14 protein-coding genes are annotated in these 16,122 nt (G+C 45.1%); 2 read left to right on the top strand and 12 right to left on the bottom strand.

The window, feature by feature from the left end; genetic code table 11:
* Positions 1–92: 92 nt before the first annotated feature.
* On the bottom strand, positions 93–593 hold the full coding sequence (locus J7E32_RS06425; RefSeq protein WP_214905296.1) for a flavodoxin domain-containing protein: 501 nt from the start codon (positions 591–593) through the stop codon (positions 93–95).
* Positions 594–998: 405 nt separating this feature from the next.
* On the bottom strand, positions 999–1,499 hold the full coding sequence (locus J7E32_RS06430) for a methylated-DNA--[protein]-cysteine S-methyltransferase (RefSeq protein ID WP_214905298.1): 501 nt from the start codon (positions 1,497–1,499) through the stop codon (positions 999–1,001).
* 242 nt (positions 1,500–1,741) lie between these two features.
* Between J7E32_RS06430 and J7E32_RS06435 the strand changes: the two genes are divergently transcribed.
* Together J7E32_RS06435 and J7E32_RS06440 are read left to right on the top strand one after the other, a co-directional pair.
* A complete protein-coding gene (locus J7E32_RS06435) occupies positions 1,742–4,783 on the top strand; it encodes a GNAT family N-acetyltransferase (protein WP_214905300.1) in 3,042 nt (1,013 codons plus the stop codon).
* A gap of 11 nt (positions 4,784–4,794) precedes the next feature.
* On the top strand, positions 4,795–5,649 hold the full coding sequence (locus J7E32_RS06440) for an amidohydrolase family protein (protein ID WP_214905304.1): 855 nt from the start codon (positions 4,795–4,797) through the stop codon (positions 5,647–5,649).
* 316 nt (positions 5,650–5,965) lie between these two features.
* Here J7E32_RS06440 and J7E32_RS06445 read toward each other — a convergent pair whose 3' ends face one another.
* The 10 genes from J7E32_RS06445 to J7E32_RS06490 all read right to left on the bottom strand — a co-directional run bounded on the left by J7E32_RS06445 (position 5,966) and on the right by J7E32_RS06490 (position 16,114).
* The gene (locus J7E32_RS06445) at positions 5,966–6,925 is read right to left on the bottom strand and encodes an alpha/beta hydrolase (protein ID WP_214905308.1); all 960 of its coding nucleotides are present in this window, start codon (positions 6,923–6,925) and stop codon (positions 5,966–5,968) included.
* Positions 6,903–7,514 carry a helix-turn-helix domain-containing protein gene (locus tag J7E32_RS06450; protein ID WP_214905310.1) on the bottom strand — a complete coding sequence of 204 codons (612 nt, stop codon included), beginning with the start codon at positions 7,512–7,514 and terminating at the stop codon, positions 6,903–6,905. Before J7E32_RS06450 ends, J7E32_RS06445 begins: the two co-directional genes overlap by 23 nt.
* 118 nt (positions 7,515–7,632) lie before the next feature.
* Positions 7,633–9,231 carry an aspartate:alanine exchanger family transporter gene (locus tag J7E32_RS06455; protein WP_286182795.1) on the bottom strand — a complete coding sequence of 533 codons (1,599 nt, stop codon included), beginning with the start codon at positions 9,229–9,231 and terminating at the stop codon, positions 7,633–7,635.
* A 569-nt stretch (positions 9,232–9,800) separates the two neighbouring features.
* Positions 9,801–10,859: an aromatic acid exporter family protein gene (locus J7E32_RS06460; RefSeq protein WP_214905312.1), complete on the bottom strand. Its 1,059-nt coding sequence runs from the start codon at positions 10,857–10,859 to the stop codon at positions 9,801–9,803.
* Between the two features lie 92 nt (positions 10,860–10,951).
* On the bottom strand, positions 10,952–11,641 hold the full coding sequence (locus tag J7E32_RS06465) for a hypothetical protein (protein WP_214905314.1): 690 nt from the start codon (positions 11,639–11,641) through the stop codon (positions 10,952–10,954).
* A complete protein-coding gene (locus J7E32_RS06470) occupies positions 11,638–12,390 on the bottom strand; it encodes a hypothetical protein (RefSeq protein ID WP_214905317.1) in 753 nt (250 codons plus the stop codon). The genes J7E32_RS06465 and J7E32_RS06470 overlap by 4 nt, the downstream gene beginning before the upstream one ends.
* Positions 12,365–13,270, bottom strand: a complete 906-nt coding sequence (locus J7E32_RS06475) for an ABC transporter ATP-binding protein (protein WP_353654023.1) — start codon at positions 13,268–13,270, stop codon at positions 12,365–12,367. Before J7E32_RS06475 ends, J7E32_RS06470 begins: the two co-directional genes overlap by 26 nt.
* Positions 13,267–13,650 carry a GntR family transcriptional regulator gene (locus tag J7E32_RS06480; protein WP_214905321.1) on the bottom strand — a complete coding sequence of 128 codons (384 nt, stop codon included), beginning with the start codon at positions 13,648–13,650 and terminating at the stop codon, positions 13,267–13,269. Before J7E32_RS06480 ends, J7E32_RS06475 begins: the two co-directional genes overlap by 4 nt.
* Before the next feature lie 458 nt (positions 13,651–14,108).
* Positions 14,109–14,324 (bottom strand): hypothetical protein, encoded by a 216-nt coding sequence (locus J7E32_RS06485; protein WP_041967079.1) that lies wholly within the window; start codon positions 14,322–14,324, stop codon positions 14,109–14,111.
* A gap of 68 nt (positions 14,325–14,392) precedes the next feature.
* Entirely contained in the window at positions 14,393–16,114 is a 1,722-nt protein-coding gene (locus J7E32_RS06490; protein WP_214905324.1) for an ABC transporter ATP-binding protein, read from the bottom strand.
* Between the last annotated feature and the right edge of the window lie 8 nt (positions 16,115–16,122).

A 16,122-nucleotide genomic window follows, 5' to 3' on the forward strand; every position in this document is an offset into this window, starting at 1 on the left:
TAATACACTCTCCCCTTAACAAATTAATTTGATTATATAATATTTTCCCTCTGCCTAAACAAAAAATCGAAGGCCAAAGCAGCCTCCGATTTTTAGACAGGTAAATATTTATTATTTCTATTAATTGTTGCCGCGAAGTCGTTGATCGATTCAAGGTCGAGATCCGAAATTTCCTCCATTGATCCGCTTACGCTTTTTGCAATGATTTTTTCGAAGAAATTCATCTTTGAAAAAATGAATTCACCTCCGAATAACCCTTTTGCAATTGCCGCTTCCCTCAGGTTATGCGGAAATGCATTTTCAAACTGAGTGTGTGCGTCCTGCCCTTCCTTCATGCAGCAAAGAAACAGGCCGAGATTCTTTCTTTGCAGAACGTCCTCATGCTCTTTCATGAATTTCTTGATTTTCCCCTGGATGCTGCCCGCATGAATCGATCCGCCAATCATCACCGAATCAAACAGCTCCAGATCTGAATGGAGCTTCGTCTTATCCAGATTGATCGCAATGACTTCCCCTTCAATCTGCTTCCGTAAAAGATGTGCCGCTTTTGCTGTCGTACCATGCGTTGAGCAGTAAACAATCAAACTTTTCATTAGATCGCCCCCATCACTCTCTGGTATCCTGGCCACCGTACAATAGTCCATTTGGGTTCATTATAGCCTTTTGCTAAAAGAAAAGTGTGAAAGATGTATGGCAATATTCTTACAATTCGAATTTGTCGTGATGAGGTGAATCCTACATCGTTAAACTGCACAAATGGAAACTACTTTGAATCCTCTTTATCCGCACATTAACCTCTTTTATGTGACGATAATCTTCTCCGAACCCTTTTTATCCGCACATTATCCTCTTTTATGTGACGATAATCTCCGTTGGATCCACTTTATCCGTACATTATTCTCTTTTATGTGACGATAATCTTCGCTGCATCCTCTTTATCCGCACATTATTCTCTTTTATGTGACGATAATCTTCGCCGAACCCTTTTTATCCGCACATTAACTTTTACAATGAACCTTCTCCAGTTCCAACAAATGCTGTTTCATTGCAATTCCGCCTCTATAGCCGGTGATTGCTCCATTTTTTCCGATGACGCGATGGCAGGGTACGGTGATCAAGACGGGATTGGCACCAATGGCTGTACCAACTGCTCTTACTGCAGCGGGCTTGCCGATTTTGCCTGCTATATCTGAATATGTACAGGTCTCTCCATAAGGGATTTCCCTCAGTGTACCCCAGATTGCTTCCTGGAATGGCGTCCCTTTTACATCGACCGGCAAAGTAAACTCGACTAGCTTCCCCTCAAGATACTCAGTCAATTCATCCCTGTATGGTTTCAAAGCTTCCTCATTCTTTTCAAAAACTTCAGCGGGAAACCGTTTAACCATATGTTCATAGGCTTCTTCTGGTGATCCGACATAGGCTAAGCCTTTGTCTGTTGCCGCTATATAAATTTCATTACCATTAAAACCAAGGATGTCCCAATAGATTTGTTCCATAATTCATCGCTCCTTCTTACAGTCTTTTCCTCATTATAACTAAAAAAGAAAGCCAACGTTTCAATATGAAAAAACATTAAATTCTAAATTTTCTTTACACTAGCAAATTTTCCCTTTACGATGGATATGGAGTGCAAAAACTCCCATCAAATCAAAGGAGGTTAAGGATCATGGACAATTCAAAAAAGAAGCTTATATTAACGAAAAAGGAAGATGGCCCATAGTTAGGGAGGAGAATGGACGTGGCACAATTGAACAAGGTTATTCAAATCGAGAAATATCATGAAGGATTGGCGGCTGGAGTTGCTAAAATGTGGAATCTGAGTCGTGACGGCTGGGGCGGAGATACGCGCGTCATGACGGAGGACCAGGTGAAAAAGAAGGAAGCGAACTCTGACAACATCGAGCTTTATCTTGCGCTTGACGGAGAGGAAGTCGTCGGGTACTGCGGTTTGTCTGAGTATAAGGAGGATACGGGATCACTGTATATCCCCCTGCTCAACGTGCGCACGGATTATCACGGACATAAAATCGGCAAGAAGCTCTTGCTTCAGGCGCTTGAAAAAACGGTGGAGCTAGGCTGGCCTCGGCTTGATCTTTACACATGGGCCGGGAATACGAAAGCTGTTCCGCTTTATAAAAAGTGCGGCTTTTTCTGGGAGGACAGGGATGACTCGACTCACCTGATGAATTTCATTCCGCAGGTCCTGAACACACCGCTTTTAAAACCGGTCTTTAAAAAAATGGATTGGTATGGAGACAGCACAAGATTAATAGAAGTAAAGCCGGATGGAATGAAGGAAAATGGCTTTACTTTCTACGAATATAGCTGGCAGAACGCTGGCACGTCAGCGAGAGTACAATTCGAACGAACAAGCCGCGGCATCAGCTTGATTGAAACAGATGAGTTCATCCTGCAAATGAAATTGGCAGACCATGAAGTCATCCAGGAGGAAGAACGGGAATTCGAGATCACGGTCGTGAACAAGGGCGAAGCTTCCCTATCCTTCAAGGCAAACGGGACGGCTAATGGACGCATTAAGTATGATTTCGTTGAAGAACAAATGGTAGATCATGAGTCTACTATATCTGCCTCCTTCACTGTAGAAAAAGGAGAAGAACCGAGCAACTGGCGGACGCATCCAAGCATTGAGGCGACAGTGTGGATCAATGGGCTTGAATGCGAGTTGAAGCTGGGCATCTTCCCTATCAACCCGGCAAAAATAGAAGCCAGCTACTCTGGCAATCTATCTTTCCTGGAAAAAGAAACATCTATTAATGTTGAAATAAGCAATACCTTGAACGAGAACGCTGTTTTTACATTAGACTTTCCTAAAGATGAGCAGGTCGTTTTAGCCCAGCAAACGTTCACATTGGAAGTTCCTGCACGCGGGCGGAAGACGCTGTCTGTTCCTTTAACAGTAAAACAGCATGGATTTTATAAACCTGAGCTAACGGTGACAGCAACAAAAAACGATGGTCAACAGCTGACCTTCGAGCAGGAGATCTCGGTTGCTTTCAAGGGGCTTGGGGAAAAGTTCGGCGGTGAATCGAAGGATTTCTGGCATATTTTCAACGGGCTTGGTCAAATTAATGTCCGCAAACGGGACCTGCTGACGTCTGCTGCTAGAAACAGCAAAAAAAATCAGCCTTTTGCTTTTATGACACCGAAGCTTGGAAAACCATATTCACAGGAGTTCACCAAGAAAAAGCCTTCCTCGGTCACGTGGGAAATCCATGATTCCTCAATTGATCTGAAGATCGCCCTGGAATCTGCAGAGATGGAAGGATTGCTTTTAACCCAGACACACCGTTTGTTCGGTGATGGCATCATCCACACTTGGGCTGAGGTTGAAAATAAAGGTGAGAGCATCCATCCAAATGTGGCTTTCAGCCAGCCAATCTATCACGAGATGGAGCAGGTTTACTTCCCACTCGACAGCGAGATTGTGCATTTTACCGAAAACCGGATCATGGAAATCGGCGAGCTGGAGACAGAGAGAATCAGCGGAAACTGGTATTTTACCGAAGGACAATCAGGACCAATCGGTTTGGCCTGGTCTGAAGGCAGCAATGCCGGTCCTGAAAGCTGGCAGTTCATCATCGAAGACCAATTCGGAAAGCTGGAGCCAGGTGCGAAAGCTGTGTCAGGGACCATAACCCTGTCACTCGGAGCTTTTGAGAATGTTGAGGAGTTCATCGCCTATGCAGAGCAAGTTCAAGTCCGAAAGAAGCCTGAAACAACAAGTGATTTATGCTTCAAAGCAGATCATCTCGTGACCAAGACTGATACTGACCTGGCTTTCACTTTAAAAACTCATCGAAACAGCTATCTGAATGGAACATTGACGATTGGAAATGAGATTCACGCGGTTACCGCCGATATGGAGAAAACCTCTCATTCTATGACAGTGCCAACAGGCGCTCTACAGCCTGTGTCCATTCTTGAAGCCACTTACACGGGCAACGGAACGGAAGCTAGATTTAAAGAGTTGCTAATCTCTCCATCGGGAAGTGTTAATGCCAGATCGGAGGATGGCACTTTCATCATCAATAATGGTGTCATCACCCTGAAGGCAGACCCGGATTTCTATCCTGGCATCTATTCAATGGAAGTGAATGGCCACGAATGGCTCGCCAGCTCCTACCCAGAGCTGACGGCGAAAAGCTGGTGGAATCCATGGGCCGGCGGCATGAAGACTGTACCGAACGGAATCAATACCTTTTCATTGTTAAAAGAAAACAGCCACGCTGAAGTGGTCGAATTGACGGACAGTGAAGGCAACAAATGGACCGGTCTCGCAATCACCACGGAGTTCAAGGAGCATAAGCAATGGAAAAATGTCGGGTATGTGCAATATTATTTGACGCTTCCTGGCGTTCCTATTGTCGCTTCTTTTGCGGAAGTGAAGGATGCCGGCGGGAAAAATCTTGCTGAAGAAATTTGGATTACAGACATGTTCATTGGCGGAGACCAGCTGACCGATGTACAGGTTTCAGTCCGTGACACCCAGCAGGCGCAGGCATATCATGCAGGCAGTGAGGAAATTCCTCTGCTGCTGGATGGAGATTCATATTTAACCTCCAACGGCTGTGATGATAAATTTTACATGATCCCGAACAACGATGCTTCTCCAACTGACGCGTATACAAATAAAGAAGTTTTGCAGCTTGTCTCAAGGCATAAAGGCGACTTTGAAAAAAGTGCTCCCTTGTTCCTGCTGTTTGATGAACGCAGGCTGACTGGCGACATGCTGAAAAAACTGAGAAGAGTTCAATTTTAAAAGGAGAAAACATGAAAATCATCGATGCCCATATACATTTATCAAACATTAAATCCTTTTATGAAACGGCCGAGAAACTGTCATTCGTCGACTATTCCACAGCTGGCATCCTAAAGGAATTCAAGGAGGCCAATGTGGTGCTCGGAATCGGCATGGGCCTGACGGAAACCGATAAGATGGGCTTCCCGGATTATGAGGCCCGGACACCGATGGGACTCGATATGGCAGCCGAGCTCCCGGCCAATATTTTTTGCTGCGCCGGGGTCAATCCTTATGACCTGGATGAGGCAGCTCTTGCCCGTCTTGAAAAAGAACTGCAAAATCCGCAGACGGTCGGGATCAAAATCTATCTTGGCTACTATCCTTTTTATGCGTATGACGAAGTGTACGAACCGGTCTACAAGCTGGCCGCGAAATACCAGCTTCCTGTCGTCTTCCATACAGGCGACACCTATTCGGAACGAGGCTATTTGAAATATTCCCATCCGATGGCGATTGACGAGGTCGCCGTCAACCACCGCGATGTGAATTTCATGATGGCGCACTTTGGAGATCCATGGACATTGACCGGAGCGGAAATCATCTATAAAAATCCGAATGTATTTGCTGATTTGTCAGGGTTGATCGTAGGAACGAAAGAAGAACTGGATAAGCGAAGCCAGGGACGTTTTCTTGACCACCTTCGCCATGCGCTTGAGTTTGCGGATTCATACGACAAGCTGCTGTTCGGCACAGACTGGCCACTGATTCCGGTCGGTCCGTATATTGAGTTCATCAAAGAACTGATTCCGCCCGAGCACCATGAGGACGTTTTTTACAATACTGCCCTGAAGGTGTTTCCGAAGATCAAGCCGTTTTTGGAGTAGAGTCGAGTTGTTATAGAGAAAGGACAAAAAGCGCAAGCGCCTTGTCCAGCCCCGACAAGCGCTGGAGGGACTGACGGTGAAGTCGTTCTTTGACTTCATTGGCAGGATCGAACTCGAAAAGCATAGGCGACTGCCCAACTCCGACAAGCGCTGGAGGGCTTGACAGTGAAGTCGTTCTTTGACTTCATTGGCAGGACCGAAGCGTCTTCTCGAGGAGTTAGGAGCCGCAGCTAGACTAGCGTCTCGAGGGGCTAGGCGCTGGAGCTGGATTAATAAGAAGAAGTCCCGTTACCACTATTGTAATGGGACTTTTATTTTAAAGATATCTCTGAAGCCAGGAAGTCAGGTGCTTAACCGCCTCAGGATGGATTGGCGTTCCGATTGTTTTCAAGTAATCCTTTTTGTAGGATGATGGCCTCATCGGCGTAAGTTGTTCCTTTAAGCCATGGTCCATGTTTTCGACGACATGGATTTCATATTCTCCCTGAACAAACTGTTCAATGCGCTTCAATTTTTCAGGATTGGCCTGGAAATCCTTCGTGCCATTGATTGCCAGCACCGGACATGTCACTTTCGCCAAAGCTGCTTCTATATCAAGCGCAAAATGTTCCCTGAAATACTTAGCCGGCATCTTGATGAAGCCCAGTGTTTTGACCACATCTTTATCAGAATCGACCATTTTCTTATAGGTGCTCTGAGCTTGTTTTTCACCTTTATCCAGAGTGTTGAACTTGTTGATGATGAAGCCCTGGATTCCCTTCTTTTCTTTCAGTTCGTTGAAAAGCAGGTGTCTTTGATGGTCCAGCGCTTCCTTAAGTGTTTCACCGCCGCCGGAAAGAAGGACCAATCCGGCTGCCGGCCTTCTTGCGTTCAGGGCAGTGCCGACCATGCAGCCTTCGCTGTGGCCAATGATGATGAGTTTACTTCCGTCGACCTTCGGATGAGCTGCCAGCATATCAAGCGCAGCTTCCCCATCCTTCAACGCATCGGAAAGCCCGGCTGAATGAAAATTCCCTTCGCTTTCACCGACTCCTCTTTTATCGTAGCGGAATGTGGCAAAACCAAGTGAAGTGCACAGCTCTGCCAAATCTTTATAAAGATTGAATTTAAATTTCCCATTAGGCGTGCTGCCGTCACGGTTCAACTGGCCAGATCCCGGCAGGAACACCATTGCCGGATAAGATTCCTTTCCCAGGTCCGGCACCAACAAGGTACCTCTTAACAAAACATCACTTTTAAAAGAAATTTCCTCTTTAACCATCTGGACGTTCATCATCCTTAATCCCCTCTTCAACATTATTATGGGTTGTTAAAATATTGGTGAGCGTTCGTTTCTTTCTGTTTGGTGACTCTTCGTGTTGAAGCATTGGCATAATCAACTCTGCGTATTTCCTGATAAATTCACCGTATTCCTCATCGCTTGCATATATGGTCGCGGTTCTGAAGCTCGCCATGTCTTTTTGAAAATCATAGTTTGGCTGGCGAATGTATGCTTCAAAATCCATAAGGACATTAGCAAGGAACTTTATAAAATACTCAAGATGCTCATCCGGACCCGCCTTGAGCATCTCTTCCCGTGAGAGGACTTCGTTTTGCTTCGGCAAAGCATAGACCTTTTCAATCGTCCCGCGAACCTGGTTTTCCTCAACCACCTCAATGACCTTCGCATCAAGCAATTTCTTCAGATGGCGATACAAAGTCGCCTGTGGAACCTCCGGCAGCTTCTCCGCAATCTGCTGGGCCGTTTTCCTCCTCCCGCTGGCTAACGTTTGAAGAACCTTCATACGTACTGGATGTAAAATTAAATCTGCTTTCGTTTCCTTCATCGTGATCACCTGCTGTGTTTTAGTTTCGATTATTATCATTATCAATAATGATAATATAATCTCTTTTAATAATAATGTCAAGACAGTCTGGAAAATAATTCTTATACGACAAAACATAAAAACTCCTGCCGGTCCCTTTTCCAGCAGGAGTTTATCTCTATAAGAAGAAAATCAGTACCTGTGAAGCTACCGCAACAGATATCAGCGCAAATGGATATGCAGCGGCATAGGCAATCGATGGGTCCTCGGAGTCCATCAGTTGATTTGTTGCTCCGAGTCCGGGTGTACTTGTCATTCCGCCGCACAATGCGCCTAATGAGTGAATGATGCTGAGTCGGAAAAGCTTTCTTGCGATTAAAAAGCCAGCTACGACTGGCAGGATTGTGATGATCGCCCCGCCGATAACAAGATTGAAACCTTCCTGCTGGATGACCTGAACAATGCCCTTTCCTGCTGTCGTACCAGCTCCGGCAAGGAATAGGACCAGCCCGATATCGCGGATGACCTGGTTCGATGGCTGGTAATAGCGCGCATGGATCGGGCCGAGCTTACCAAAGTGACCGATGATCAAGGCGATAAACAACGGTCCGCCGGCAACGCCGAATGTAATCGTTCCGAGTTTCGGGAAATGGAACGGAATCATTCCCGCGAGCACTCCCAGAAGCAATACTAAACTCAAAGACAGGATATGGATATTCGTTACTGTCAGTTTTTTTCTGCTAAACAGCTTTTCTACATCATCCAAACGGTCTTCACTGCTCACTAGCGTCAGGACGTCACCGCGCTCCAGACGCCATTTTGCATTCTGATTGAATTCAAAACCGCCACGTTCAATCCTCGTAACCGTCACTCCATAAGTCCGTCTTAATTCAAGCTCCCTGATCGTCTTCCCGATCAATTCCAGTGAATCAACGGTCACCTTGCGAAGCTCCACATTATCTTGATTCTTGAAATTGGACTCGACTTCCTTGCCGATATCCTCACACAATCTCTTCAAGTCACTCGGTAGACCGACAGCAACAAGCCTGTCCCCCACCAGGATCACCGTATCATTCAGGGCAATGATATTCCTGTCCCCTCTGATGACGCGGCTGATGACGACCGTATTGTATTTATTGAACTCCAGCTCTTTTAAGGTTCTTTTATTGATTGCTGAATTCGTGACCTCTATCGTCATAACTTCAGGAGACTCATCATTGCGCACAGGTCCCGATTTCTTTTTCAAGTCCTCTGCTAGGTCGGCCTTCAGCACGCGCGGCAAGAGCTGCACGAACAGCACAACCGCCAGCACTCCGAATGGATAGGCAATACCGTAGCCTACAGATGCGAGTGGGTCGCCTGTTGCCTGAAGTGCAGCTGCTAAACCAGGAGTACTTGTCAGCGCCCCCGTCATGATCCCGATGCTTAATGCCGGTGACAGGTTAAACAGCTTGGATACGACAATCGTTGTAACCGATGCGACCAGGACAATCAACAAACTGATGATTCCAAAGACAATCCCGCTCGTTTTCATCATTCGGAAAAAGCGCGGTCCGGCAGACAAGCCGACGGCCACAATGAATAAGCCAAGGCCCAGCTGCTGGATGACCGGCGACACCTGATAGCCGAAATGTCCGAACACCATTGCCGCCAAAAGCACACCGGATGTCCCCAGGCTTAACCCCCGTATTTTAATTTCTCCCAGCGCCGAGCCAAGAAATAATATGACGAATAGTAAAATTAACGGTTCCTCAAGCAAACCAATTATGCCGTCCAAAGATGATACCTCCAATGATTGCGATTGTGAAAATCTATACAAATTAGAATATCATGATGCCAAGACTATTCATAACCAGTCAGTGACGAATTTAGTACAAAAAACACCATCGCTCTGGTGAAAACGATTTCTTCTATAATAAACCAATGCTTTTTATGCGTTTTCCTCAGAAAAGGTAACTGTAAACGGCTTTAAACAGTAGAACACGTTATTTCAGAAGATGAACCCCAATGTATTAGCAGAAAAATCAATGCACTCTACTTTTTTATAGCGAAAATAAAAATATTATAGCGAAATTTTCATTTTTATAGCGAAAAAATCGTTTTTATAGCGAATTTTTTATTTTTATAGCGACTTTTCTTTTTTTATAGCGAACTGGAAAAAATCATTCTTTTTTACCAATTGAAAAGGAGGTCCATCACTGAGTATTTTCATATCTTCCAAACCTGTCTGAAGTCGAGCCAAGTTCGGACAGCTTTTCTGCTTTTTCCACCAAACCTGTCTGAAGATGTTCTCCTTTTCTTTCAAACCCGTTCGCAGTTTTACCTACAAACGAAAAAAAGCCCCTATCAGGAGCTTATATCCAGTGACTTTTCAAGCAACCTTTGATGCCTGATTTCAAATTTGTGAATGTGATTCAACTCTTCTAGCAGGTCATGAATCGAGACCAGCTCGTAATAGATAACCGTTTCTTCAGAGAACCGGTGGGAGTAAGCTTCCCGCCCATCTACCTCTTGCCGCAATAAATCCAGCAGTTCTTTTACAATAGCATCGTGGGATTCATCCATCGCAAAATCGGGATGGTGGAACGCGGATTTGATTGATTTTACCATGGCTTCGACTATCTGCGCTTTTTCTTCGGCCAGGTGCATCGAGGGGAGCGAAACGAGATTTCCGACGTGATAATGGACTTGCCTCAAGATCGTCACCTTCTTGAATTCATAATGGATATTCCGCATATCCTTCCGGTCGAATTGATGCAGCTTCCATTCCTTCTTTTGGTGCTTGCATAGTGTTTCAATACCTTCTATTTCTTTCAGGATCCTTTGAAAATCCGTCCTTGTTTCCCGGTTCAACGGCTGATGCCTTGTGATTTCCGTTCCCCTGCCTTCTATCAGGTCACCGGTTTCCACAATCAATTGCTGGATTTTTGTCTTGATCGATTTTGAATAATCAGGACGGATCACGAGCAGGTTCACCAGGGTCGACACGGTTAGCCCGGTCAAAGTCGTTCCTAGACGGATGAAAAAGTTTGACAAATAGTGATCCTGGACAGTCGAAATCATCGCCACTCCCGTCAGGACCGCTACCAGCGCCCCATCCTGGAGGTGAAGCCTGTGGCAGGCAATGATGGTTGCTACGGCAACGAGCATATAGGTTAGCGGGCTGTCTCCAAACGCAAAGTTGAAGACAACGGAAAAAGCAGCTCCAATCGCCGATGCTGGAAATCGTACATATGCTTTTTTTATCGAATCAGCCGCGGTGGGTTCAATCGTCACAATTGCTGTGATCACGGCGAACATCGGCGGCCAGCCTAGCAGCTCGCAGATCAATGCCGTAATAAATACAGCAATCCCCGTCTTAAGAACCCTTCCTCCGACAAAATTGAATTTTTTCAGTATAGCCATTTTGCATTCCTCATTTAAAATACGCTTACTTTCATTATACCGTATGGGAACCAGATACGAAAAAAGAGCCCCTAATAATAGGGACTCCTGAATTAGTTGATCACATATCCGTCTCCGGTGACCTCAGTATCAGCCGGGACCTTGATATAGATGAATTCCATTCCTTGCATCATCCCATATCCGCTGTCGAATTGCACTCCGTCTTCAGTGAATTGGGTAAATGGAAATGCATATTTGTATTTAACAAGCTTGATATTCACATGTTCAGGCGGATAGATTTTCAGAGTAGATTCACTTAGTTGTATCTCTGGTGATTTAAAGCGGTCGGTTATATCAATATTGTCCATATAGGAATAAGTGGAGTAATGGGTCACCTCTACTTTTCCGTCAAGAGATTCATCCTTTTCGACGAAGATCATTACATTCTGACCCATAAATTTTATGTCCAGAAGCTTATCTTTGAGCGGAAAATCCCAAGATTCTTTTTTTGTAAGTCCTTCCGCCTCTTCGATCCTTCCAGATTCGACTACAGAATAAATATCGCTATTCAACCTATCGTTTTCCTCAATCTCTTTATCAGTCAGATATTCAGCTTCCAATGTATCTTCCACAGGCACCATGAATGATAGAATCCCCGCCGCCAGCAGGATAATGAGGTAGCCTGCAAAAACCTTTGTGATGCCGCTTCCGCTCATGAACCTGGCACCGAAGAATCTATTTGAAAAACTCCCGAAACTGACCATCAGCAAGATAATAAAGAATAACAGAAAGATCAAACTCATTTCCTCACCTCCAGGCTGTTAGAGATCCAAACTGATACTGCATAAGCAAGCGCGGATGTGAGAAGCGCTTTTAACAAGAACAGCAGAAAGGAGGTTTCTCTCACAAAAATTTGCCCGATATCAATCACAAAGGTAGACTCGCTTGCCAGGAACACATTTAAAAACAAACTTCCAAAAAAGAGCGCAGGAAGGATGATGATAAAAGCCTTGCTCCTCTGGACCAGCATCCCAACCAGGTAGCCAAGTGCCGTGAACAGGAACAGATAAAGGATTGTAGCAGCAAGGCCTTCTGCCATTTGCGGCATTGTCATGGGCTGGCTTTCGATGAATTCCCGATTCTTCAGGAATAAAAACGACAGCTTCAACGATTGGCTTGCGAGCACAAACGTAACTCCGCCGATGACACTTGCCCATCCAAGGAACAGGATATTCGATAAATGACTGCTCAGCCTGTTGGCCACAAACGAGTAGTCATCAAAACGATAAGCCTGGGTGGTGACGACGATTGCTGAGATGAAAGCCCATATCATCATAAAAGCGAGGATGATATTGCCAGAATAATAGTTTATATCATAGCTGAAAGTTTCCGATCCTCCGCCACCGCCTCCTTCTCCTCCAAGCGAAAAAAGAATCCCGATAATTTGCAGCATCATCAGCGACGTGAACATCCCACGGTAAGATTTCAGTTTAAACCGAAGCTGCTTTTTCACAACATCCCAAAGGCTAACCTTTGTTAAATACATCATCAATCCCGCCTTTCTCCTGGCTCGTCAAGTACAGACAGAGGTCTTCGTTTGAAATCGTTGAGAATTCCAGGCTGTTTTTCATCGCTGAAGCAATCTGGTCATCGGATAAATCATTACGGATTACCGCATATAACCTTCCGAATTCGGTAGTACTTTTATGAAACACCTCATGGCCTCGCAGCCAGTTCTTAATCGCCTCTTCCTTCCCGCTGACCACCACCGCATACTCGCGCAATTCTTCAATCGGCATATGCAAAAATTGCTTCCCGTCTTTTAAGAGTAATATGTCTTCAAGAATGTCCTCTACCTCGTTCAGGTGATGGCTTGAGATGATGATCGTACGGGGATTCGCGATATAGTCCTTCAAGAGCGCCCTGTAAAAATCTTTTCTTACTCCCGCATCCATCCCATTTGTCGGTTCATCGAAGATCGTCAGCGGGCATCGTGCCGCCAGTCCTATAATTGCGTTGAATGTATTCTTCATCCCTTTTGATAATCCGTCATGATTCTGCTTCGGATTCAGGCCAAAATAATCAAACAGATTACGCGCAAGCTTCATATCCCAGTTATGATAAAAATCGGCTGCTGATTCCAGCAGTTCCCCGAGATCTAATGCCGCTGGCAAATTCATGTCATTATCTATCATGATCATGTTGGCAGATACCGTTAGATTATTGAATGGATTCTCCCCAAACACTCTGATCTCGCCTGAACTCTCACGCATGAAACCGGCGGCGATTTTCAGCATCGTCGTCTTCCCGGCACCATTCCTGCCAATCAGGCCGGTAATCTTATTTTCACCGAGGGTAAACGAAAGGTTATCCAAAGCTTTTTTCTTCCCATATATTTTTGTTACATTTTCGAACTCCAGCACACTCATCATGAATCCCCCTTCATATCCCGTTTGGCTTCCTGGATCATCTGTATCAATTCCTCTTCCGTCACCTGGAGGTGCTCCGCCTCCCGCACCAACTCAGCCACCAATGACTTCAATGTCTGGTTCCTCCGTTTCGCCGTGATTATCTTCTTCGCATCCTCCGCTACAAACATCCCGAGACCGCGCTTTTTATATAGAATGTTTTCATCTGCCAAAATATTCAACCCTTTTGCCGCTGTCGCTGGATTGATATTCAGCATTTCTGCAAGCTGATATTGTGAATAAACCTTCTCATCCTTCTTGATACTCTCGCTGAGAATCTCCGTTTCCAGCCACTCAGCAATCTGGACGTAAATCGGCTTCATGCTATCTGAATTAAGAATCAACCCCACACCTCCTCTAACAGGTTACATAGTGCATTACTGTTGTAATGTACTATATTATATCTTATGCAAGATGACAAGGGATATTTAACCAATTTCAAGAAATTTTTCAGATGAGGACTTAATTGGGTGAATAAATGAAGCCGGTAGAAATGGGTAAGATCCTTCCGCCAACAAAAAGCTGGTTAAATGAATGCTGGTTAATCCATTAAGGGTGGTAATTAAGGGAATTAGTTGACGTTCCCCCTCCTATTTCAACGGCCTACGGGTTATTGCACCGATAACTGCGATAATTGCACGTTCAATCCGGATTATTGCACGGATATTCGGCGTAATTGCACGGCCATAGAGATTAATTGCACCGTTTAGTAAGATAATTGCACATTCATCCTAAATTTGGATAAAATGATGACCTCTCCCACATAAAAAAACCCCCCTCGCATTTCACGAGAGGGTAAATACTATAAAACTTTTTTGTCCAATGGACTTTCGAGCTTCATAAGTTCAAGCTTCATTTTTTCTGTTTCAATCAAATAGTTTTCATGTTTCAGTCTTTCGAGCTCGATTTCGTCTTTAATCATACTGTGCTTGATTTTGGCTACTCTTTGATAATGGCTGGTTACGATGGCGACAAGCGGAATCGAGAATACCATTATGATCGTTATCGTTCCTGTCATGGAACTTCACTCCAAATCTATCATGATTTTACTTATATCATAGCAAAAACAGGAAAAATAAACCAACCCTAAATAGAAGTTTCAAACTGGACTTTATGCAGGTTGGCGAAGATGCCTCCCTTTTCAATCAGCTCATCATGGCTGCCTTCTTCGGCAATTCCATCCTCAGTCACGACGACAATCCTGTCAGCGCTTCGGATGGTTGCCAGCCTGTGTGCGATGACTAGCGTTGTCCGGTTCTTGGATAATTCCCCTAGCGCTTTCTGGATGATTCTTTCCGTCTCGGTATCCAGTGCAGAGGTGGCTTCATCCAGTATCAGGATTGGAGGATTTTTCAGGAACATCCTCGCAATCGCAATCCGCTGTTTCTGTCCGCCCGACAGCTTCAGACCGCGTTCGCCGATCTGCGTTTCATAGCCATCAGGCAGGGCCGCGATAAAATCTTCCAAGTGGGCTTGTTTAGCGGCTCTGACGATATCCTCATGTGTTGCCCCGAGTGAACCGTAGGCAATATTCTCACGCAGCGTTCCTGTAAAAAGAAATACATCCTGCTGGACGATCCCGATTTGCGAGCGCAGTGATTTCTTCGTCATCTCGCGGATATCGATGCCATCGATTGTGATACTGCCGCTGTTCACATCGTAAAAACGAGGAATCAATGAGCAAATCGTCGTCTTCCCTGCACCTGAAGGTCCAACGAACGCGACCGTTTCCCCATGAGGAATTTTCAAATTGATTGCTTCCAAGACAGGTTTATTTTCATCATAACTGAACGTAACATCTCTGAATTCGATATCACCTTTCAAACTAGCGATCTCAATCGCATCTTCCCGGTCCACAACATCAGGACTCTGGTCCATCAGCTCGGTAAACCGTTTGAAACCTGCCATCCCTTTCGGATACAACTCGAGAATTGCACTGATTTTATCAATCGGCTTGAAAAGTACGTTCACATACAGGACGAATCCGACCAGTTCTCCATAACTCAAACTGCCGCTAAAGCTTAGCCACGCCCCATACACCAGGACTACAAGGATAATCAGCCTTGTCAGCATATAAATGCCAGATGAACTGAAGGACATCACCTTATAGGCAGTCAATTTAGCACGACGGAACTTGCGGTTATTCTTTGTGAATCTCTCAATCTCAAAATCTTCATTCGTAAAAGACTGGACCACCCTGATACCGGAAACGCTGTCCTCCACCCTGGCATTCACATCGGCAATATCTGTGTACATGTTTTTCCATGCCGCATTCATCTTCAGGTTGGAATAGGTAATCAGCCAAATCAGGAATGGCACGATGATCATCGTAGTCAATGCCAGATTGACGTTGATACTCAACATGATCCAGAACGCGCCGACAAATGTCATCACCGCAATGAACAAATCCTCCGGTCCGTGGTGTGCAAGCTCGCCCAAATCAAAAAGATCATTGGTGATGCGGCTCATGATGTGCCCGGTCTTCGTATTATCGAAAAAGCGGAACGATTGCTTCTGCACATGCTGAAACAGCTGCTGTCTCATGTCTGTTTCAATATTGATTCCCAGCTTATGGCCCCAATAGTTCACGATGAATTGCAGCAATGTGCTGATTATGTACAGCAGCAGCAGCCCAATGCTTACACTGACAATCATATTCCAGTTCCCGCCAGGCAATAACGTATCAATAAACCATTGCACAGCTAGAGGAAAAGCCAGCTCCAACAGAGCAACGATTACCGCACTGCTGAAGTCAATGATGAATAACCGCCGATGAGGGCGGTAATAAGTAAAGAATCTCCGTATCATTTTCCTAT

Origin of the sequence: Bacillus sp. ISL-55 (assembly GCF_018613155.1) — a bacterium.
Classification (GTDB): Bacteria; Bacillota; Bacilli; order Bacillales; family Cytobacillaceae; genus Mesobacillus.